Origin of the sequence: Oxalicibacterium flavum (assembly GCF_014635065.1) — a bacterium.
Taxonomy (GTDB): Bacteria; Pseudomonadota; Gammaproteobacteria; order Burkholderiales; family Burkholderiaceae_D; genus Oxalicibacterium; species Oxalicibacterium flavum.
The window spans coordinates 40,825-61,120 of sequence record NZ_BMCG01000002.1 but is presented as its reverse complement, the minus strand read 5'-3'; the positions used below and the strand labels follow the sequence as shown (position 1 = coordinate 61,120).

Below are 20,296 nucleotides of genomic sequence, written 5' to 3'. Positions count from 1 at the left end.
GAGCATGTGCCGCCGTGCCGGACGTTCCTGCACGGTCTCCGCCGCACCTCTCAGAACAACGACCGCATGCCACTCATTCCTGCCCTGCATTCCGTCGGCACCATCCGCAGGATGGAACGAACCGCACTCGACGCCCTGCCCGCCTTTACCCTGATGCAACGGGCGGGCGCGGCAGCCGCCGCGCTGGCGACCGAACTGCTGGCAGCTGCACCGGCCCGACCGGAAGTGCTGGTACTCGCCGGCCCCGGCAACAATGGCGGCGATGCGCTGGAAGCCGCATGGCTGCTTGCCCGGAACGGATGCCGCGTCTCTCTCCTGCTGACCTGCGACCCGGCACGTCTGCCGGCAGACGCCACACAAGCCTGGCAACATGCGCGCTCTGCCGACATGACGCATCTCGATATCGATGACCTCGACGCGATCACCGGCACCGACTGGTCGCTGGTCATCGATGGGTTGTTCGGCATCGGTCTGACGCGCGCGATCGCCGAGCCGGTCGCCACATTGATCCATACCGTCAACCGCCTCGACACGCAGGTGCTTGCCCTCGACGTGCCGAGCGGACTGGATGCCGATACCGGCGTCATCGTCGGCGCTCCCGACGGCTGCGCCATCGAAGCCACGCATACCATTACCTTCATCGCCGACAAGCCCGGCCTTCATACCGGCGACGGCCGCGACCATGCCGGCGAGGTATCCGTCGCGGAACTCGGCATCGCCGCTGCCGGGCAAACCGCACACATGACGCTCAACGATGTGCGTGCCTTTGCCGAGCATCTGCAGCCCCGTCGCCACAATACGCACAAGGGAAGCTATGGCGATGTCGCCGTGCTCGGCGGCGCACGCGGCATGACGGGTGCAGCGATGCTCGCCGCCCGCTGTGCCGCCATGCTGGGTGCCGGCCGCGTGTTCGTCGCCGCCATCTCCGACGATTTCTCGCTCGATCCGCTGCGGCCGGAAATCATGTGGCGCCTGGCACGAGAAATCGATTATCAGGACAAGACATTGATCCTCGGCACCGGCCTGGGCACGACGCGCGAGGCACACGATGCGCTGGTACGCGCGCTGGCCACGGACGCACCAGCCGTTCTCGATGCCGATGCCCTCAACCTGATTGCCGAAGAGCCCGGCTTGCAGAAGAAACTGCGCGGCCATCGGCGAGCGCTGATCGTGACGCCGCACCCGCTCGAAGCCGCCCGTCTTCTGAAAAGCACGACGCGCGAGGTGCAGAACGATCGCATCACAGCAGCCCGCACGCTGGCGTCGCGCCTGCATGCCACGGTGATTCTGAAGGGATCGGGATCGGTCATCGCCACACCGGAAGGCAACGTCGCCATCAACCCCAACGGCAATCCGGCGCTGGCGACCGCAGGCGCGGGCGATGTGCTGTCAGGCGTATGCGGCGCCCTGCTGGCGCAGGGATGGCCTGCATGGGAGGCGGCGCTGGCGGCAACCTGGATGCACGGCGCGGCAGCCGATCAACTGGTCGCGCGCGGCATTGGTCCCGTCGGCCTGCTGGCCGGAGAATTGATTCCTGAAATCCGCAGCACGTTCAATCGGTTGATCGCCAGCCACGCCGGCAAGCGCCGGACCCGCTGACGCCCCCGTCTAAAAATTCAGGCCAGGCGGCCAGCTGCAATCGTGATCGTGCGTTTGCACAGTGCCGCGATCGAAGGATCGTGGGTCACCAGTACCAGCGTCGAATTGCGTTCCTCGTTCAACTCGAACATCAGGCGGATCACCGACTCGCCGGTCGCGGCATCGAGACTGCCGGTCGGCTCGTCGGCAAACAGCAGCGGCGGCTCGCTGACGAAGGCGCGCGCCAGCGCCACGCGCTGCTGCTCTCCGCCCGACAGATATTTCGGATAATGCTTGAGACGACTCGACAGACCCACGCGCGCCAGCATCGATTCGGCCTTGCTGCGCGCCGCCGGATCGCTGCGCAATTCGAGCGGCAGCATCACGTTCTCGAGCGCGTTCAAGTGGCCAAGCAACTGGAACGACTGGAACACGAAACCGAGCTGCGCCTTGCGCAAACCGGCACGGCCATCCTCGTCGAGTTCGAAGATATCGATGCCGCCCAGCTTCACCGTACCGCTTGAGGGCGTATCCAGTCCCGCCAGCAGACCCAGCAAGGTTGACTTTCCCGAACCTGATGCACCGACGATGGCCAGCGTGTCGCCGGCTTGCACGGTAAAATCGATGCCATGCAGGATGGTCAGTTCACCCGTTGCATCGGCCACACGTTTTGTCAGGTTGATTGCTTCGATCGCAGGATACGAGAGAGAGGATTCAGGCATGCAGGTTGTTTTCAGGAGTTTCCAGATCGGGAAGACGATGCGCGCAACGCTGGCGGTTGCGTTGCTGGCGTTATCGGTGAACGCCTATTCTGCATCAAAAGTCATCGTCGTGCTCGGGGACAGCCTGTCCGCCGAATACGGCCTGCAGCGCGGCGAAGGCTGGGTTCAGTTGATGCAACAGCGCATGGCTGCCGAAAAGATCCAGGGCACCATCGTCAATGCCAGCATCAGCGGCGAAACCACCAGCGGCGGACGCGCCCGCCTGCAAGGGCTGCTCGAACGTCACAAGCCTGATGTGGTGGTGGTCGAGCTTGGCGGCAACGATGCCCTGCGCGGCCTGCCTCTTTCCTCCACGCGCGACAACCTGCTGAACATGGTCAAGAGCGCGCAGGCCGTCAAGGCCAAGGTACTGCTGGTCGGCATGCAAATCCCGCCCAACTACGGCGGCGATTACACCAGGCAGTTCGCTGCCGTGTTCCCTGCGGTGGCCAAGGAAACCGGTGCTGCACTGGTTCCCTTCATGCTGAAGGGCGTCGCAGAAAAACCGGAACTATTCCAGCCCGATCGCATTCATCCGGCACCAGCGGCGCATCCCATCATTCTCGATAACATCTGGCCACGCATCAAACCGCTGATCGCAAAGTGAAGACTGATCTCGCAATAAAAAAAGCCGCATCATGCGGCTTTTTTTATTCTTCGATTCGGATCACTCCTGCTCGCCATCCTGCGACTTGGCCGCGATCGGCTTGAGAATCTTCACCTTGGCACGCTCCTTCAACGCTTCGATATAGGCCAGGGTCTCTTCCTCTGCCAGCACTTCGGCAATCTGCTGTTTTTCCGCATCGCGCTTGGCCGTATCGATATTGGTCGGCTGCACCACGCGCGTGAGACGAATCACGGTATATCCCTGATTCGGCAATTCGACGCCGGCATAGGATGGCAAGGTGCCGGTATCGGCCTTCATGACCGCGACAAACAACGCCGGATTGACACCCTGCGCCCTGGCGCGCGAGAACGTCTGCGTCGCACCGAAACCTGCTGCATCATCCTTCTCCTTCAACGCCGCCAGTTTGGCTTCGCCCGCTGCCTTGGCCAGCGCCATGGCGTCGCGCTGAATGACGCGCTCACGCACCGCGGCCTTCACCTGCTCGAACGGGCGCTTGCTGGCTGGCGTGTATTCGGCCACACGTCCCGCGATCAAGGTGTTGGGTGCAACTTCCACAGCCTCGGTATTGCGCTTGTTGCGCAGGGAATCGTCGGCGAACAGCGCCGACAGGAAACGTTGGTTGTTGTACGGCGCATCGCCCGCATTGCGATCGGCCTGACGGGACAGATTGTCGACCGTCTGAATCTTCAACTGCAGCTTGTCGGCCACCGCTTTCAAACTCTCCGACTGCTCATACACGGTGTCGTTGAACACTTCGGCGGTTTCCGCAAACTTCTTCGCCACCAGTTGTTTGCGAATCTCGTTGCCGATCTCGTTCTTCACTTCCGCCAGCGGACGCGCTGCCGCCTGCTTGATGGCCGTTACCTTGATGATGTGATAGCCGAAATCGGACTGCACCAGATCGCTGATCTCGTTTTGCTTGAGTTTGAACGCAGCATCCTCGAAAGGCTTGACCATCATGCCCGGCGAGAAGAAATCCAGATCGCCGCCGCGCTCGGCCGAACCGGGATCATCGGAATTCTGTTTTGCCAGCTCGGCAAACTGCTGCGGGTTCTGTTTCACTTCGGCCAGCAGCTTCTCGGCCTTTTCCTTCGCGGCAGTCTGCTCGGCCTGCGGCGCGTTCTTGTCGACCGCGATCAGGATGTGGCTGGCGCGGCGCTGCTCCGGCGTGCCGTAGTGCGACTTGTTCTGTTCGTAGTACGACTCGATGTCCGCATCGCTGACCGTGATCTGCGACGTCAGCGCATCGGCGCTCAACACCACGTATTCGGCCTTGACGCGTTCCGGCACGTTGAATTCGTTGCTCTGCGCGTAATAGGACTGCAGCGCCTCGTCGGTCACCTCGACCTGCTTCGCGTAATCAGCCGCCTTGAAGACGAGCTGCTGCGCCTCACGCTCCTGCTCGTTCAGTTCCGAAAGACGCTGCGCCAGGGAAACCGGAGCAAAGGCGGTGTTCTGGATCGCGGCATTGACCTGCTGGATCGCCATGTCCTGTCGCAGGCTGGCTTCGAACATCTCGGGCGTCATGCCCTGCGCTGCCAGCAGCGCCTTGTAACGCTCGAGATCGAACCTGCCGTCCGGCAGCGTAAGACCGCCCATGCCGGCGATGGTCTGCTGCAGCGAACGATCCGATACCGTCAACGCATTGCGACGCGCCTCGGCGGCCAGCACACGGCGCGCGATCAGATCGTCGAGAATTTCCTTCCTCGCTTCCGGCGTATCGAGCATGCTCGAATCGAACTGACCACCAAACATCTGGCGCATGCGTTCTGCCTGCTCGCGCTGTGCGTTGTCGAGTTCCTGCTGCGAGATTTCCTTGCCGTCAACCTTGGCCACGGTATCGCGGGCATCGCCCATGCCCATGTAGCTTTCCAGCCCGAAGAATGCAAACGAAGGAAAGATGATCAGCAGCAGAAGCAGCATCATCAGGCGCTGATGGGAACGGATATATTCGAACATGACTAACCAATCACGGATAAAGCACGATTCATGCGTTGGATGTGAAAAAAGGCGAACTTGCGTTCGCCTTTTCTTTTTCTTGGCGGAGTGGACGGGACTCGAACCCGCGACCCCCGGCGTGACAGGCCGGTATTCTAACCGACTGAACTACCACTCCTGAACTGCTTGAATATTCCTTGCGAGTCTGACGGAGCGTTGGTGGTGGGTGCTGAGAGGCTCGAACTCCCGACCTACGCCTTGTAAGGGCGCCGCTCTACCAACTGAGCTAAGCACCCAAGCGCTTGACCCGTCAAACATACAGCGTTGTCACCACGCCGCAAAGAAAAAAGATTTTACAACATGTGCGCGTAATTTGCACTACGCAATTTGCATCAGTTGACGGCGTCTTTCAGTGCCTTGCCCGGTTTGAACTTGGGCACTTTTGCCGATTTGATTTTGATCGCTTCGCCAGTGCGTGGGTTGCGGCCGGTACGCGCTGCGCGTTTGCCAACCGAGAACGTGCCGAAACCAACGAGGGTCACGGTGCCGTTCTTTTTGAGCGTGGTCTTGACTGCACCGATGATGGAGTCGAGTGCACGCGTTGCAGCAGCTTTGGAAATATCGGCGGAACCAGCAATGTGGTCGATCAATTCGGTTTTGTTCACTTACGTCCCCTCAAAAAGGTTGAATGCCGCACATCGCGCACACCAGGTCAGGCATCACGATCGTGCGGTGGCAGCAAAATCTGCAGCAAGTATTAAACAAGCGGCAACGCCATGTGTCAAGCGGTTTTCCGAAGATTCTCCTCTGAAAACCCTGATGTTTGCACTCGTTTGCGTGTGCAAACGCCTGCCCTTCTGCCTCTGCATAAAAAAAAGCGCTCCGAAGAGCGCTTTCATTGGTTCGCGGAATCAATGCTTGACGTGCGACGAGTCCGGCGTTTCTGCCGCCTTCGAGATGGCACTGTCGATCTCGGCGATCTCCTCGTCGGACAACGGCTCCGGCGCGCGCTCCAGTGCGACTTCGAGCACCTTGTCGATCCAGCGCACAGGTACGATCTCGAGCTTGTTTTTCACGTTGTCGGGAATCTCGGCAAGATCCTTGACGTTCTGCTCGGGAATCAGCACGGTCTTGATGCCGCCACGATGCGCGGCAAGAAGTTTTTCCTTCAGACCGCCGATCGGCAGCACTTCACCGCGCAACGTGATCTCGCCCGTCATCGCGACGTCGGCACGTACCGGAATACCGGTGAAGACCGACACCATCGCCAGCGTCATCGCGATACCGGCGGACGGACCGTCCTTGGGCGTCGCACCTTCCGGCACGTGGATATGGATGTCGCTCTTCTCGAATACGGCAGGCTTGATGCCGAGCTTCTTCGCACGGCTGCGCACCACCGTGCGGGCCGCCTCGATCGACTCCTTCATCACATCGCCCAGCGTGCCGGTACGAATGATGTTGCCCTTGCCCGGCATGCTCACCGATTCGATCGTCAGCAGATCGCCGCCGACCTCGGTCCATGCAAGTCCGACCACCTGGCCAACCTGATTTTCCTTTTCCGCCACGCCGAAATCGAACAGGCGCACACCGAGGAACTTGTCGATATTGCGCGGCGTGACCGTGACCTTGCGCTCCTGCTTCTTCAGCAGCAACATCTTCACGACCTTGCGGCAGATCTTCGAAATCTCGCGCTCGAGCGAACGCACACCGGCTTCGCGCGTGTAGTAGCGAATGATGTCGCGGATCGCCGCTTCGCTGATGCTGATCTCGTCTTCCTTCAGACCATTGTTCTTGATCTGCTTGGGCAGCAGGTAGCGCTGCGCGATGTTGGTCTTTTCGTCCTCGGTATAACCCGACAGGCGAATGACTTCCATGCGGTCCAGCAGGGCCGGCGGAATGTTGTACGAGTTCGAGGTCGCGACGAACATTACGTCCGACAGATCGAAATCGACTTCCACGTAGTGATCCGAGAACGTGTGGTTCTGTTCGGGATCGAGCACCTCGAGCAGCGCCGACGACGGATCGCCACGGAAATCGGTACCGAGCTTGTCGATCTCGTCGAGCAGGAACAGCGGATTGCGCACACCGGTCTTGGCCAGGCTTTGCAGAATCTTGCCCGGCATCGAACCGATGTAGGTACGACGGTGGCCGCGAATCTCGGCCTCGTCGCGCACGCCGCCGAGCGCCATGCGCACGAACTTGCGGTTGGTCGCGCGCGCGATCGACTGACCGAGCGAGGTCTTGCCGACACCCGGCGGACCGACGAAGCACAGGATCGGCGCCTTGACCTTGTCGACGCGCTGCTGCACAGCGAGATATTCGAGGATGCGTTCCTTGATCTTGTCGAGACCATAGTGATCCGCTTCGAGCACCTTCTCGGCGTTCGCCAGATCGTTGTTGACCTTGGACTTCTTCTTCCACGGCAAGCCGATCAGGGTGTCGATATAGTTGCGCACCACCGTCGCCTCGGCCGACATCGGCGACATCAGCTTGAGCTTCTTGAGCTCGCTCTGCACTTTCGCCAGCGCTTCCTTGGGCATCTTGGCGGCGACAATCTTCTTCTCGAGTTCCTCGAGATCGGCACCGTCCTCGCCCTCGCCCAGTTCCTTCTGGATCGCCTTGACCTGCTCGTTCAGGTAGTACTCGCGCTGCGACTTTTCCATCTGGCGCTTGACGCGGCCACGGATGCGTTTTTCCACCTGCAGGATGTCGAGTTCGCCTTCGAGCTGGCCGAGCAGATGCTCGTAGCGCTTGGCGACGTCGAAGATTTCGAGGATGACCTGTTTCTGCTCGAGCTTGAGCGGCAGGTGCGCGGCGATCGTGTCGGCCAGGCGACCGGCATCGTCGATGCCTGCCAGAGAAGTCAGGATCTCCGGCGGAATCTTCTTGTTCAGTTTGACGTACTGGTCGAACTGCTGGACGATCGCACGGCGCATCGCCTCGACTTCCGACTCGTCGCCAGCTTCGGATTCGATGGTCGTCAGGTCGGCGATGAAATGCGTGTCGAGTTCGCTGATGTGATGAATGCGCGCACGCTGCGCGCCTTCGACCAGCACCTTCACGGTGCCGTCGGGCAGCTTCAGCATTTGCAGAATGTTGGCGACGCAACCGATTTCATAGATGTCGGATGCGGACGGTTCGTCCTTGGCGGCGGCCTTCTGGGCCGCAAGCATGATGCTCTTGCCCTGCTCCATGGCGGCTTCGAGCGCCTTGATGGACTTGGGACGACCGACGAAAAGCGGAATCACCATGTGCGGAAAGACAACGACATCCCGCAGTGGCAATAACGGCAATTGGGTTTGTTCGAGTGATGGTGTAGTCGTCATGGCGAGCCTTATCGATAAACGTGTTGATGATGTTGGCGCGAAAGGCCAAAACACAAGCCCGGACAGCAAACAAAAAGACGATTCAGCCAACAAAAAAGCCACTTGCGAAGGAATCTTCGAAGTGGCTTTGCGATGGAAGCCTGAAAAGTGTTCTGCTCGGCTTCATTGTACTGCTTTTCAAACGAAAAACAGGCCTTTTTGGCCTGTTTTTCGCTATTTCCCCATGCTTTATGAGGATATTTTCCTGTTTTGCCTATGCCTTATTTGGAACCCGAAACCTTGGGTTGCTCATGGTAAATCAGCAAAGGCTTGGCACCGTTGGTGATGGTGCCCTCGTCGATGACCACCTTGGCGACATCCTGCTCGCTCGGCAGCTCGAACATGACATCCAGCAAGGCATGCTCGAGAATCGAACGCAAGCCGCGTGCGCCGGTCTTGCGGGCGATCGCCTTCTTCGCAATCGCCTGCAGCGCGGCCGGACGGATTTCGAGCTCGGCGCCTTCCATCTGCAGCAGCTTGGTGTACTGCTTGATCAGCGCGTTCTTGGGTTCGACCAGGATCTGGATCAGCGCCTCCTCGTTGAGTTCGCGCAAGGTCGCGATCACCGGCAGACGGCCGACCAGCTCCGGAATCAGGCCGAACTTGACCAGATCTTCAGGCTCGGTATCCATCATCACCTGGCTGGCCGTGCGCTCCTCGCGGCTCTTGACGCTGGCCGAGAAGCCGATGCCGCTCTTTTCCGAACGTTCGGAGATGATCTTGGCCAGGCCGTCGAAGGCGCCGCCGCAAATGAACAGAATGTTGGTCGTATCGATCTGCACGAAATCCTGGTTCGGATGCTTGCGTCCGCCCTGCGGCGGCACCGATGCCATGGTGCCTTCGATCAGCTTGAGCAGCGCCTGCTGCACACCTTCGCCCGAGACGTCGCGCGTGATCGACGGGTTGTCGGACTTGCGCGAAATCTTGTCGATCTCGTCGATATAGACGATGCCTTTCTGCGCCTTCTCGACTTCGTAATTGCAGCTCTGCAACAGCTTCTGGATGATGTTCTCGACGTCCTCGCCGACGTAGCCGGCTTCGGTCAGCGTGGTCGCATCGGCGATCACGAACGGCACATCGAGCGTGCGCGCCAGCGTCTGCGCCAGCAGCGTCTTGCCGGAACCGGTCGGACCGACCAGCAAGATGTTGCTCTTGGCCAGCTCGATGTCGTCCTTCTTGCCGAGGTGACGCAGGCGCTTGTAGTGGTTATAGACGGCAACCGACAGGATGCGCTTGGCGGAATTCTGACCGATCACATATTGATCGAGCAGTTCGCACAGCTCCTGCGGCGTCGGCAGATCGCTGCGCGGCGCACCGCCCACGGTCTCGACACTCGATGCCTCGTCGCGAATGATGTCGTTGCAGAGGTCGATGCACTCATCGCAAATGAACACCGACGGGCCGGCGATCAGCTTCTTTACTTCGTGCTGGCTCTTGCCGCAGAACGAACAGTAAAGCAGTTTCTCGCCGCTGGAGGATTTCTTGTCTGACATGGTGCGGGTTTCTCTGGTTGAGTACGGATTTGATATTACCTGCGAATCGGGAATTCGTCACGCAAGGGTTCTGTTTCCCGTGATGCAATACCGAAAACAAAAACGCCCGGCACGTTGCATCGTCCGGGCGTCCAAGGGATGCATCGGGGAAATTACTCCCGGTGCGCCAGCACCTGATCGATCAGGCCGTAGCTGACGGCCGCCTCGGCCGACATGAAGTTGTCGCGATCGGTATCCTTGCTGATTTCCTCGATCGACTTGCCCGTCCGTTCGGCAAGGATGCCGTTCAAACGTTCCCGCAGATAGAGGATTTCGCGCGCCTGGATTTCGATGTCGGACGCCTGACCCTGCGCACCGCCCAACGGCTGGTGAATCATGATGCGCGAGTTGGGCAGCGAGAAACGCTTGCCCTTCTCGCCGGCAGCCAGCAGGAAGGCACCCATCGATGCGGCCAGGCCCGTGCACAGCGTCGATACATTCGGCTTGATGAACTGCATCGTGTCGAAAATTGCCATGCCGGCCGATACCGAACCACCCGGCGAGTTGATGTACAGCGAAATATCCTTGTCCGGATTCTCGCTTTCCAGGAACAGCAATTGCGCAACGATCAGATTGGCCATCTGGTCATTGACCGGACCGACCAGAAAAACGATGCGCTCCTTGAGCAGGCGCGAATAGATATCGTACGCGCGCTCGCCGCGGCCGCTCTGCTCGATCACCATCGGCACCATACCGAGCATGTCGGTATCGAGAGCGGAAGTACGGTTCATGCTAAATGTCATGTGCTTTCCCCTGGATAGGTACAGGGTTCATCAACCCTGTACGTTGTTGCCCATCAATTCGTCGAAGGCGACCGTCTTCTCGGCGACCTTGGCTTTGCCAAGCACGTAATTGACGACGTTTTCTTCCAATACAAGAGCTTCCACCTCTGCTAGGCGGCTGCGATCGCTGAAATAGTACTTCAGAACCTGCTGCGGGTCTTCGTAGCTCTGCGCGAATTCCTCGACCTGCGCCTTGACCTGCTCCGGCTTGGCCTGCAGTTCGTTGGCCTTGACGACTTCGGCCAGGATCAGGCCGAGACGCACGCGGCGTTCCGCCTGCTCGGTGAACAGTTCGCGCGGGAATGGCGTATCGGAGACTTTCATGCCGCGCTGCTGCATGTCCTGGCGCGTCATTTCCATCAGGCGTTCGACGTCCTGGTCGATCAGCGCCTTCGGCACGTCGAGTTCGCTGATCTTGATCAGCGCGTCCATCACGCTTTCCTTGGTGCGCGCCTTGACGCGGCTGCTGACCTCGCGCTGCAGGTTGACCTTGATGTCGTCGCGCATCTTGCCCAGATCGCCATCGGGGATGCCGAGCGACTTGGCGAATTCGGCATCGACTTCCGGCAGGTGCGCCCATTCGATCTGCTTCAGCGTGACCTTGAATTCAGCCGTCTTGCCGGCAACGTCCGCACCGTGATAATCGGCCGGGAATGACAGCGGGAAGGTGCGCGATTCGCCGACCTTCAGGCCCAGCGTGCCGGCTTCGAACTCCGGCAGCATGCGACCTTCGCCGAGCACGAACGCGTAGTCTTCGGCCTTGCCGCCCTGAAATTCGACGCCGTCGATGGTGCCGACGAAATCGATGGTCACGCGGTCGCCATTCTGCGCGGTCAGGTCACCGCCGCCGTCGCCATGCGCGCTTTGTTCGCCCTTGACGTGGTAGTGCACGCGCTGCTTGCGCAGGATGTCGATGGTCTTGTCGATCTCGGCTTCGCTGACTTCGGCCACGGTCTTCTCGACGTCGGCAGCCGACAGGTCGCCGATCTTCACCTCAGGATAGACCTCGAAGGTCGCGTTGAAGGCAACCGTGCCTTCGGCCACGTCGTCCGACTTGGCTTCGATCTTCGGGAAACCGGCCACACGCAGGTTGTTCTCGTTGGTGGCGGCGTTGAATGCCTGGCCGACCTTGTCGTTCAGGACGTCGTTCTCGATCTGGTAGCCGTACTGGGCGGCCACCATCTTCATCGGCACCTTGCCCGGGCGGAACCCCGGCGCCTTCGCCTTGCGGGCTTGAACCTTGAGGCGTTTTTCCACTTCCGCCTGCACATCAGCCAGCGGCACCGTGATCGTGATACGGCGTTCGAGTTTGTCCAGAGTTTCGACTGCAGTTGCCATGTTAATTGTCCAAAAAATAAAGAATTCTATGGTGCGAGGAGGGGGACTCGAACCCCCACACCATTGCTGGCGTCAGGACCTAAACCTGGTGCGTCTACCAATTTCGCCATCCTCGCCGGATGTACTGGGAGCGGATAAAAAGCAAAGGGCGACCGCGAAGTGAAAATGGGGTCGCCCGGTTGGCCTTTTCATCGGCTGCTCGACTTCAACACGCGATTTTAACGGATTTTGGATAGGCTGCATTGATTTTTGACATTCCGACCATTGCCTGCCCGTCCATATCGCTGTCTGCGGCCTGTTTCCCTGCGCGCAATGGATTGCCGCTCCGGCAATTTCATTTACCATGCGCATACCCTGCGTCTTCCGCCTGCGCCCTCCTGCCCCATGTCCGCCGATCATTACGAAAACTTTCCCGTTGCCTCCATTCTCCTGCCGCGGCACCTGCGCGCGCCGGTGCAGATCATCTATGCCTTCGCGCGCAGTGCCGATGACCTGGCCGACGAAGGCGATGCCACACCGGAGCAACGCTGCGCTGCGCTGGCAGCCTATCGCATCGAGCTGGACAGAATCGCCGCAGGAGAGCAGCCGCAAACCGAATTGTTCCGTTCACTGGCAGGCGTGATTGCCGAATACCGTCTGCCGCTGCAACCCTTTCTCGATCTGCTGTCGGCCTTCGAACAGGATGTGGTCACCACGCGTTACGACGACTTCGCCACCCTGCTCGACTATTGCCGGCGTTCGGCCAACCCGGTCGGCGTGCTTATGCTGCATCTCTATGACGCGGCCACCGAGCAGAATCTGCACGACAGCGATGCCATCTGCTCGGCCTTGCAACTGATCAACTTCTGGCAGGATGTGGCGATCGACTGGCAGAAACAGCGCATCTATCTGCCGCAGGACGACATGCGAACCTTCGGCGTATGCGAAGCCCATATCGCCGAACAGCGATGCGACGCAGCCTGGCATGCATTGATGCAATTCGAGGTGACGCGCGCCCGCGCCCTGCTGCTGTCCGGCGCCCCGCTTGCCTTGCGGCTGCCGGGTCGCATCGGCTGGGAACTGCGACTCGTGGTGCAGGGCGGCCTGCGCATCCTCGAAGCCATCGAGCAGGCCGACTACGATGTTTTCCGCCACCGACCGCGCCTTGGGCCGAGCGACTGGCTGCACATGACCTGGCGCGCCAGCCGCATGAAAACCGCGCAACGGATGTCGTCCTGATTTGCCTCGCGCATACACAGTTTATTTGTCCTGAGGGTGCGAGTCGGCTAGCATAGCGGCTTGTTTCCGCCCAGGCGCCACAGACTCCATGTCCCCCGACGAATACTGCCAGCAAAAAGCAGCCCAGAGCGGCTCAAGTTTCTATTACAGCTTTCTCTTTCTTCCGCCCGAACGCCGGCGCGCGATCACGGCGCTCTACGCCTTCTGCCGCGAAGTCGATGACACGGTGGACGACTGCACCGACGTCTCTGTCGCACGCGCCAAGCTCGCCTGGTGGCGCACCGAGATCGGCACCATGATCAACGGCACGCCCACGCATCCCGTCACCAAGGCGCTGCAACCGCATCTGGAAACCTATTCGCTGGAAATCACGCACCTGCTGGCGATCGTTGACGGCATGGAGATGGACCTCGACCAGACCCGCTATCTTGATTTCGCCGGCCTGCGCAAATACTGCTGGCACGTCGCCAGCGTGGTCGGCATCCTGTCGGCGCGGATTTTCGGAGTGACCGACGTGCGCACGCTCGAATATGCGGAGAAACTCGGCCTCGCCTTCCAGCTGACCAACATCATCCGCGACGTCGGCGAGGATGCGCGCAAGGGCCGCATCTATCTGCCGGTCAACGAACTGCAGCAATTCGGCGTCACGGCAGCCGACATCCTCAATGCACAGCACACCGAAAATTTCGTAAAACTCATGCAGTTCCAGGCCGAGCGCGCCCAGCATTGCTATGACGAAGCGCTTTCGCTGCTGCCGAAGCAGGACAGGCGCGCGCAGCGTCCCGGCCTGATCATGGCATCCATCTATCGTGCCTTGCTCAACGAGATCGAACGCGACGGCTTCCATGTGCTGAACCAGCGCATCTCGCTGACGCCGATCCGCAAGCTGTGGCTCGCATGGATCACCTACGTGCGCGGCTGATGCGCATGCTTCCTCCATGAAACACGCATCGATCGCCGTCATCGGCGGCGGTTGGGCCGGCTTCACTGCTGCCGTCGAGCTGGCCGAGGCAGGACATGCCGTGACCGTGTTCGAAGCGGCACGCGCACTCGGCGGCCGCGCACGCGTGGTGTCCGTCGGCTCGCACTCGCTCGACAATGGTCAGCACATCCTGCTCGGCGCCTATGTCGAAACCCTGCGTCAGATGGAAAAGGTCGGCGTCGATACGCGACAGGCTTTCCTGCGCCTGCCGCTGCAGATGCGTTACCCGCTGGCCGACGACGGCATGGATTTCATCGCGCCGCGCCTGCCAGCGCCGCTGCATCTGCTGGCCGCCCTGCTGCGTGCCAAGGGACTCGCACGTGAGGACAAGCTGGCGCTCGCGCGCTTCACGACCAGTGCGCGCTGGATGGATTGGCAGTTGCACGAGGATTGCAGCGTGATCACGCTACTCGAACGTTTCGACCAGACCGAAAGACTGTATCGCCTGATGTGGCGCCCGCTGTGCATCGCTGCACTGAACACGCCGCCAGAACAGGCGTCGGCCCAGGTCTTTCTGAACGTGCTGCGCGACAGCCTGGGCGCAAAACGCAGCGCCTCCGACATGCTGGTGCCGCGCCGAAATCTCAGCGCGCTGTTTCCAGTACCGGCAGCGGACTACGTGCAGCAGCGCGGCGGCACCGTGCGGAGCGGAACGGCGGTGCGCAGCATCGCGCGTAACGAACAAGGATGGGCGCTGTCCACCGCCACGCAACCGGACCAGGCTTTCGACGGCATCGTCGTCGCGACCTCGGCATCCGCCGCGCGCACGCTGTTGGCCGACACGCTGATGGACGGCGTGCCCGACATGCAGCACGAGCCGATCGCGACCTGCTATCTGCGATATGCGCCGGGCACGCGGCTCGAGCACGCCATGCATGCGCTGCTCGACGATCCGGCGCAAGGCCGCTGGGGACAGTTCGTGTTCGATCGCGGCCAGCTGGATGCCGAACAGGATGGCTTGCTGGCTGTGGTCGTCAGCACCGCCAGCGCGGCCGGCGAACGCAATCAGGGTGAGCTGGCAAAGGCAATTGCCGGCCAACTGGCGACTGCCTTCGCCATGCCGGCATTGGCTTCGCCTCTGTGGACGCAGGTCATCACGGAGAAGCGTGCAACGTTCTCTTGCACGCCGAACCTGCAACGCATCGAAGAACGGACAAGTTATCCCGATCTGGTGCTGGCCGGCGACTACCTGGCCGGACCGTATCCGGCCACCATCGAATCGGCGGTGCGTAGCGGACGCCGTGCGGCGTCACTATTGATCGAACATTTTTCGGATTAGATGGCGCGCAACAGCGCCATCGTCATTCGTGTTCGCGAATGCGATTGAGCGCCTCGTCGATGCGCTCGACGCCGATCACGGTCAAGCCCTCTATCTTCTGTTTGGGCGCATTCGACTTCGGAATCAGCGCCAGCGAAAAACCGAGCTTGGCTGCCTCGCGCAGGCGTTCCTGGCCGCGCGGTGCCGGGCGGATTTCACCGGCCAGTCCCACTTCGCCGAATACCACGAGCCCGCGCGGCAGCGGCTTGCTGCGCATCGATGAATGGATCGCCAGCAGCACGGCGAGGTCGGCTGCCGGCTCGGTGATCTTGACGCCGCCGACGGCGTTGATGAAAACATCCTGGTCGAAGGCCGCGACGCCCGCGTGCCGATGCATGACCGCCAGCAGCATCGCCAGCCGGTTCTGTTCGAGACCGACCGATAGCCTGCGCGCGTTCGGCACATGCGAGGAGTCAACCAGCGCCTGGATTTCCACCAGCAAGGGGCGCGTGCCTTCCTGCGTCACCATCACGCACGAGCCCGGCACCGGATTGTCGTGCTGCGACAGGAACAGCGCCGACGGATTGGAAACGCCCTTCAATCCCTTTTCCGTCATCGCGAACACACCGAGTTCGTTGACCGCACCGAAGCGGTTCTTGATCGCGCGCACCAGGCGGAAGCTCGAATGCGTATCGCCCTCGAAATACAGCACGGTATCGACGATGTGCTCGAGCACGCGTGGACCGGCCAGCGCACCTTCCTTGGTCACGTGACCGACCATGATGATGGTCACGCCGCTCTGCTTGGCGGCGCGCGTCAGTTGCGCCGCGCATTCGCGCACCTGCGCCACCGAACCCGGCGCAGAGGTCAGCGCATCGGAATAGAGAGTCTGGATCGAATCGATGACGGCCACGTCCGGCTTCTGTTCGCCGAGCGTGGCCAGGATTTTCTCGAGCTGGATCTCGGCCTGCAGCTTGAGGTCCTTGCCGTCCACCGCCAGCCGCCGCGCGCGCAATGCGATCTGCGCGCCGGATTCCTCGCCGCTGACATACAGCACTTTCTTGAGTTTGGAGAGGTTTGCCAGCGCCTGCAGCAGCAGCGTCGATTTGCCGATGCCCGGATCGCCGCCGATCAGCACCACGCCGCCCGCCACCAGGCCGCCGCCGAGCACGCGGTCGAATTCGTCGATGCCGGTGCCGAAGCGCGGCACGTCGATCGCCTCGATATCGGCCAGGCTCAATACCGGTGCAGTCTGCGCGAGTCCTTGCCGCTGTCCGGAGAAACGGTTGTTGCCACCCGCCTCCACCACGGTCTCGACCAGCGTGTTCCATGCGCCGCATGCCGGGCACTGTCCGGTCCACTTGGGCGCGCTACCGCCGCATTCGGTACAGGTGTAATTCGTCTTTGCCTTGGCCATTGTTTTCTTTTAACTGTAATTGTGCGTCAGCCGATCTCTGCCATGCGCACGCGCGGTGCCACTGCGCACATGAGTTCATAGCCGACGGTACCGGCCGCGCGCGCCACCTCGTCGATCGGCAAGCCCTCGCCCCACAGCACGACCTCGCTGCCGACACCGGCTTGCGCGATCGGCGTCAGATCGACCGTGATCATGTCCATCGACACGCGCCCGACCATGCGCGTGCGCACGCCGTTCACCAGCACCGGCGTGCCGTTGGGCGCGTGGCGCGGGTAGCCGTCGGCATAACCGCAGGCGACCACGCCGATCGTCATCGGTCCATCGGCCACGAAGGTGCTGCCGTAACCGACTGCGTCGCCACGGTCGATGTGCTGCACGCCGATGATCTCGCTGCGCAGCGTCATCGCCGGACGCAGGCCGAACGAAGCTGCCGATCCAGCCGACGGCGTGGCGCCGTACAGCATGATGCCGGGACGCACCCAGTCGCCCGCGCAATCCGCATGCAGCAGGTCGGCCGCCGAATTGGACAGGCAGCGCTCGCCGCCGAGTCCCGCGATGGCCGACTCGAAGCGCGCACGCTGCTCCGCTGCCGGCAGGACGGCATGCGCATCCTCGTCGGCGTTGGCGAAATGGGTGATGAAGGAAATCGAGCGCACCGCCGGAATCGCCCGCAGGCGTGCATGGATGTCGCGGCACACGGCAGGCGCGAAACCGAGGCGATTCATGCCGGTGTTGATCTTCAGGTGCACATCGACTGCCTGCGTGAGCTGCGTCTGTTCGAGCATGGCAAGCTGCTCCGGCGAATGCACGACGATATCGACGCCATGCTGCGCGGACTGCATCAGGTCTTCCGTGTCGAAACAGCCTTCCAGCAGCAGGATGCGCTTGTTCCATCCCAGGCGGCGCAGGGCAAGCGCGCCCTCCGGTTCGATCAGTCCCAACCCATCGGCGGCAGCAAAGCCGCGCACCGCGCGTTCCAGCCCGTGGCCGTAGGCGTTGGCCTTGACCACCGCCCACGTGCGCGCGCCCGGCGCATGCGCGCGAGCCACGTCGAGATTGTGTTTGAGTGCGGCGATATCGACGGTGGCGACGAGCGGTCTGGGCATGGAAAAACAAGGAGGAATGGTCAATCAGGCAAGCTCTATTCTACCGGAGCCCGGCATTTTCTTTTGCGCATGATTCCGCTAATTCCCCTCCCCTTTTCATGGTATAAAGCTGCACAGAGACAAAAAGCCAGAACAAGATCGGATCGGATGAATCGCGGTTTTTACACCATCATGGCGGCGCAGTTCTTTTCCTCGCTCGCCGACAACGCCCTCCTCATTGCGGCAATCGCCCTACTTACAGTGATGCAGTCACCCGAGTGGATGACGCCATTGCTGAAGCTGTTCTTTGTTCTTTCCTACGTGCTGCTGGCCGCCTTCGTCGGCGCCTTCGCCGATGCGTTGCCCAAGGGGCGCGTCATGTTCATCACCAACATGATCAAGATCGTCGGCTGCACCATGATGTTCTTCGACGTCCATCCGCTGATCGCCTACGCCGTGGTCGGTTTTGGTGCAGCCGCCTATTCGCCGGCCAAGTACGGCATCCTGACCGAACTGCTGCCTGCCGAAAAACTGGTGGCGGCCAACGGCTGGATCGAGGGACTCACGGTGTCCTCCATCATCCTCGGCACGGTGATGGGCGGTGCGCTCATCAATCCCAAGGTATCGGCCTACCTGCTGTCGTTCGATATTCCCGGCATCAACTTCGGCATCGAGACCGCAGCAGAGGCGGCACTCTGCATCATCTCGCTCGCCTATGTGCTGGCGGCGCTGTTCAACCTCAAGATTCCCGATACCGGCGCGCGATATCCGCACCAGGAACGCAATCCGATCAAGCTGATCGGCGACTTTGCCGGCTGCTTCATGACGCTCTGGCGCGACCGCCTCGGGCAGATTTCGCTGGCGGTGACCACGCTGTTCTGGGGCGCCGGCGCCACGCTGCAGTTCATCGTCCTCAAGTGGGCCGAAAGCTCGCTCGGCATGCCGCTCGACAAGGCCGCCATCCTGCAGGGCATCGTCGCGGTCGGCGTCGCGCTCGGCGCGGTGGCGGCAGCACGCTTCGTGCCGCTGAAGAAATCGCTGACCGTCATGCCGCTGGGCGTGATCATGGGCTTCGTGGTGCTGGCGATGACGATGGTGAATTCGGTTTGGTTTGCCTATCCGCTGCTGGTCGTGATCGGCGCACTGTCGGGTTATTTCGTGGTGCCGATGAATGCGCTGCTCCAGCATCGCGGCCACGTGCTGATGAGCGCCGGCCACTCGATCGCGGTGCAGAACTTCAATGAAAACCTGTCTGTGCTGACCATGCTGCTGCTGTATGCGCTGATGGTCCGGATAGATCTCAACATCAATGTCGTGATCGGTCTGTTCGGCCTGTTCGTGGCCGGCATCATGCTGCTCATCATGCGTCGTCATGCCGCCAATCAGCGCGAGCACGATTCGCTGTCGCTGATCGGCGAACCCAAGCACTGAGCAAGAAAACAATTACTTCCTGCCGCTCTGCCCTCTAGCGCGCCAGCCCAAGGCGCCGGCTGGCGCGCTCCTGCCAGTCGTCGCGCACCACGAAACCGCGTTCCACTTCATGCATTTGCATGCCATCCACGGCCATCGAGGCCACCATGATCGGCATGTCGTCACCATCGAAATACTGGGCCAGCCATTGCTGCAATTGCGCGTGTGTCAACGTATCGTGCGTCTCCGCCCGCGCCGGCGCAAGCCACTGCAGACGCGGCAGAACCATATGACGCAAGCTGGATGAAGCCGATTGCGCTTCACGCCATTCCGTCTGCGTACACCAGAATCCGCGGCAATGCGAGGAAGACAACCCATCTATCGTGGGCGCCTGCATGCCCTGCCTTCGATAGAACAACCATCCTTTCACGAACGCCTGGGCGCGGGCCACCGGCTCCGCGAGCAGCGCCTGCGCGTCCGGATGCGAAGACAGGTTCAATTGCCGCTCGAAGATCTTGTTCATCTTGGCGCCCAGCGTATCGGCAAGATTGGGACCGACGAAGTAATCCGCATCGTGCCCGGATCCCCCTGCTTCCAGCAGATAGAACTTGGTCGCAAACTCCCAGTGCACGAGTTGGGCACCGATGCGTACGAGAAAATCGAACTCGCCTATCGTCTGCCTGTCCGCGCTGCGCACCTGCAATCCATGCGCCACCAGCACGCCCTGCGAACGCAGATAAAAAGCCATCAACGATTCGGCATAACGCCCCAGACGCGTATGCGCATGCAGATCGAGCGCGGCCAGCAATGGCGTCGGCTCGCGGTCGAGGGCATCGAGAAAGGAGGCGGTGTCGGTCTGCGGCGTCGCCTCGCCAAGGCATGCAATGCGGCCGTGCCAGCCGACAGCATCGGCGTCGAACAGGTCGGGCGCATCGATCAACCATGCGAGGTCGCGCACATGCCGATTGCGCAAATGCCCCCATGATCGATGAAAGCGATGCTGA

General features: G+C 61.2%; 16 protein-coding genes and 3 tRNA genes. 6 read left to right on the top strand and 13 right to left on the bottom strand.

Translation table 11 applies throughout. The features are described from left to right. The first annotated feature begins 66 nt into the window (after positions 1-66). On the top strand, positions 67-1,599 hold the full coding sequence (locus tag IEV38_RS03845) for an NAD(P)H-hydrate dehydratase (RefSeq protein ID WP_229728621.1): 1,533 nt from the start codon (positions 67-69) through the stop codon (positions 1,597-1,599). Between the two features lie 17 nt (positions 1,600-1,616). Here the strand turns inward: IEV38_RS03845 and IEV38_RS03840 are convergent, their stop codons facing one another. Next, entirely contained in the window at positions 1,617-2,300 is a 684-nt protein-coding gene (locus IEV38_RS03840) for an ABC transporter ATP-binding protein (RefSeq protein WP_188394868.1), read from the bottom strand. Positions 2,301-2,337: 37 nt separating this feature from the next. On the opposite strand from IEV38_RS03840, the gene IEV38_RS03835 reads away from it, so the two are divergent. Next, positions 2,338-2,946: an arylesterase gene (locus tag IEV38_RS03835; RefSeq protein ID WP_229728618.1), complete on the top strand. Its 609-nt coding sequence runs from the start codon at positions 2,338-2,340 to the stop codon at positions 2,944-2,946. A 60-nt stretch (positions 2,947-3,006) separates the two neighbouring features. Here IEV38_RS03835 and IEV38_RS03830 read toward each other — a convergent pair whose 3' ends face one another. The 9 genes from IEV38_RS03830 to IEV38_RS03790 form a co-directional block, all read right to left on the bottom strand. Continuing rightward, on the bottom strand, positions 3,007-4,926 hold the full coding sequence (locus IEV38_RS03830) for a SurA N-terminal domain-containing protein (RefSeq protein WP_188394866.1): 1,920 nt from the start codon (positions 4,924-4,926) through the stop codon (positions 3,007-3,009). Between the two features lie 80 nt (positions 4,927-5,006). Beyond that, positions 5,007-5,083 (bottom strand) — tRNA-Asp (locus tag IEV38_RS03825). Positions 5,084-5,125: 42 nt separating this feature from the next. Continuing rightward, positions 5,126-5,201 (bottom strand) — tRNA-Val (locus tag IEV38_RS03820). A 96-nt stretch (positions 5,202-5,297) separates the two neighbouring features. Then, entirely contained in the window at positions 5,298-5,570 is a 273-nt protein-coding gene (locus tag IEV38_RS03815) for an HU family DNA-binding protein (RefSeq protein ID WP_188380012.1), read from the bottom strand. 246 nt (positions 5,571-5,816) lie between these two features. Continuing rightward, a complete protein-coding gene (gene lon, locus IEV38_RS03810) occupies positions 5,817-8,231 on the bottom strand; it encodes an endopeptidase La (protein WP_188394865.1) in 2,415 nt (804 codons plus the stop codon). A gap of 260 nt (positions 8,232-8,491) precedes the next feature. Further along, positions 8,492-9,763, bottom strand: a complete 1,272-nt coding sequence (clpX, locus tag IEV38_RS03805) for an ATP-dependent Clp protease ATP-binding subunit ClpX (protein WP_188394864.1) — start codon at positions 9,761-9,763, stop codon at positions 8,492-8,494. A 152-nt stretch (positions 9,764-9,915) separates the two neighbouring features. Next, complete coding sequence (gene clpP, locus IEV38_RS03800) at positions 9,916-10,533, bottom strand: ATP-dependent Clp endopeptidase proteolytic subunit ClpP (protein ID WP_371869832.1); 618 nt, start codon at positions 10,531-10,533, stop codon at positions 9,916-9,918. A gap of 42 nt (positions 10,534-10,575) precedes the next feature. Continuing rightward, positions 10,576-11,922, bottom strand: a complete 1,347-nt coding sequence (gene tig, locus IEV38_RS03795; RefSeq protein ID WP_188394863.1) for a trigger factor — start codon at positions 11,920-11,922, stop codon at positions 10,576-10,578. A 29-nt stretch (positions 11,923-11,951) separates the two neighbouring features. Further along, positions 11,952-12,038: transfer RNA gene (locus IEV38_RS03790), tRNA-Leu, on the bottom strand. Positions 12,039-12,306: 268 nt separating this feature from the next. Between IEV38_RS03790 and hpnC the strand changes: the two genes are divergently transcribed. The 3 genes from hpnC to hpnE all read left to right on the top strand — a co-directional run bounded on the left by hpnC (position 12,307) and on the right by hpnE (position 15,401). Continuing rightward, complete coding sequence (hpnC, locus tag IEV38_RS03785) at positions 12,307-13,140, top strand: squalene synthase HpnC (protein WP_188394862.1); 834 nt, start codon at positions 12,307-12,309, stop codon at positions 13,138-13,140. 88 nt (positions 13,141-13,228) lie between these two features. After that, a complete protein-coding gene (gene hpnD, locus IEV38_RS03780) occupies positions 13,229-14,062 on the top strand; it encodes a presqualene diphosphate synthase HpnD (protein ID WP_188394861.1) in 834 nt (277 codons plus the stop codon). Positions 14,063-14,078: 16 nt separating this feature from the next. After that, positions 14,079-15,401 carry a hydroxysqualene dehydroxylase HpnE gene (gene hpnE / locus IEV38_RS03775; RefSeq protein ID WP_188394860.1) on the top strand — a complete coding sequence of 441 codons (1,323 nt, stop codon included), beginning with the start codon at positions 14,079-14,081 and terminating at the stop codon, positions 15,399-15,401. A 22-nt stretch (positions 15,402-15,423) separates the two neighbouring features. On the opposite strand, the gene radA is transcribed toward hpnE, so the two are convergent. Both radA and alr read right to left on the bottom strand, forming a co-directional pair. Then, complete coding sequence (radA, locus tag IEV38_RS03770) at positions 15,424-16,797, bottom strand: DNA repair protein RadA (RefSeq protein WP_188394859.1); 1,374 nt, start codon at positions 16,795-16,797, stop codon at positions 15,424-15,426. A 26-nt stretch (positions 16,798-16,823) separates the two neighbouring features. Next, positions 16,824-17,903, bottom strand: a complete 1,080-nt coding sequence (alr, locus tag IEV38_RS03765) for an alanine racemase (protein ID WP_188394858.1) — start codon at positions 17,901-17,903, stop codon at positions 16,824-16,826. A 147-nt stretch (positions 17,904-18,050) separates the two neighbouring features. Here alr and lplT point away from each other — a divergent pair, with 147 nt between their 5' ends. Beyond that, complete coding sequence (lplT, locus tag IEV38_RS03760; protein WP_188394857.1) at positions 18,051-19,313, top strand: lysophospholipid transporter LplT; 1,263 nt, start codon at positions 18,051-18,053, stop codon at positions 19,311-19,313. Positions 19,314-19,347: 34 nt separating this feature from the next. Here the strand turns inward: lplT and IEV38_RS03755 are convergent, their stop codons facing one another. Continuing rightward, positions 19,348-20,250 carry a DUF1853 family protein gene (locus IEV38_RS03755; protein ID WP_229728610.1) on the bottom strand — a complete coding sequence of 301 codons (903 nt, stop codon included), beginning with the start codon at positions 20,248-20,250 and terminating at the stop codon, positions 19,348-19,350. Positions 20,251-20,296: the final 46 nt, after the last annotated feature.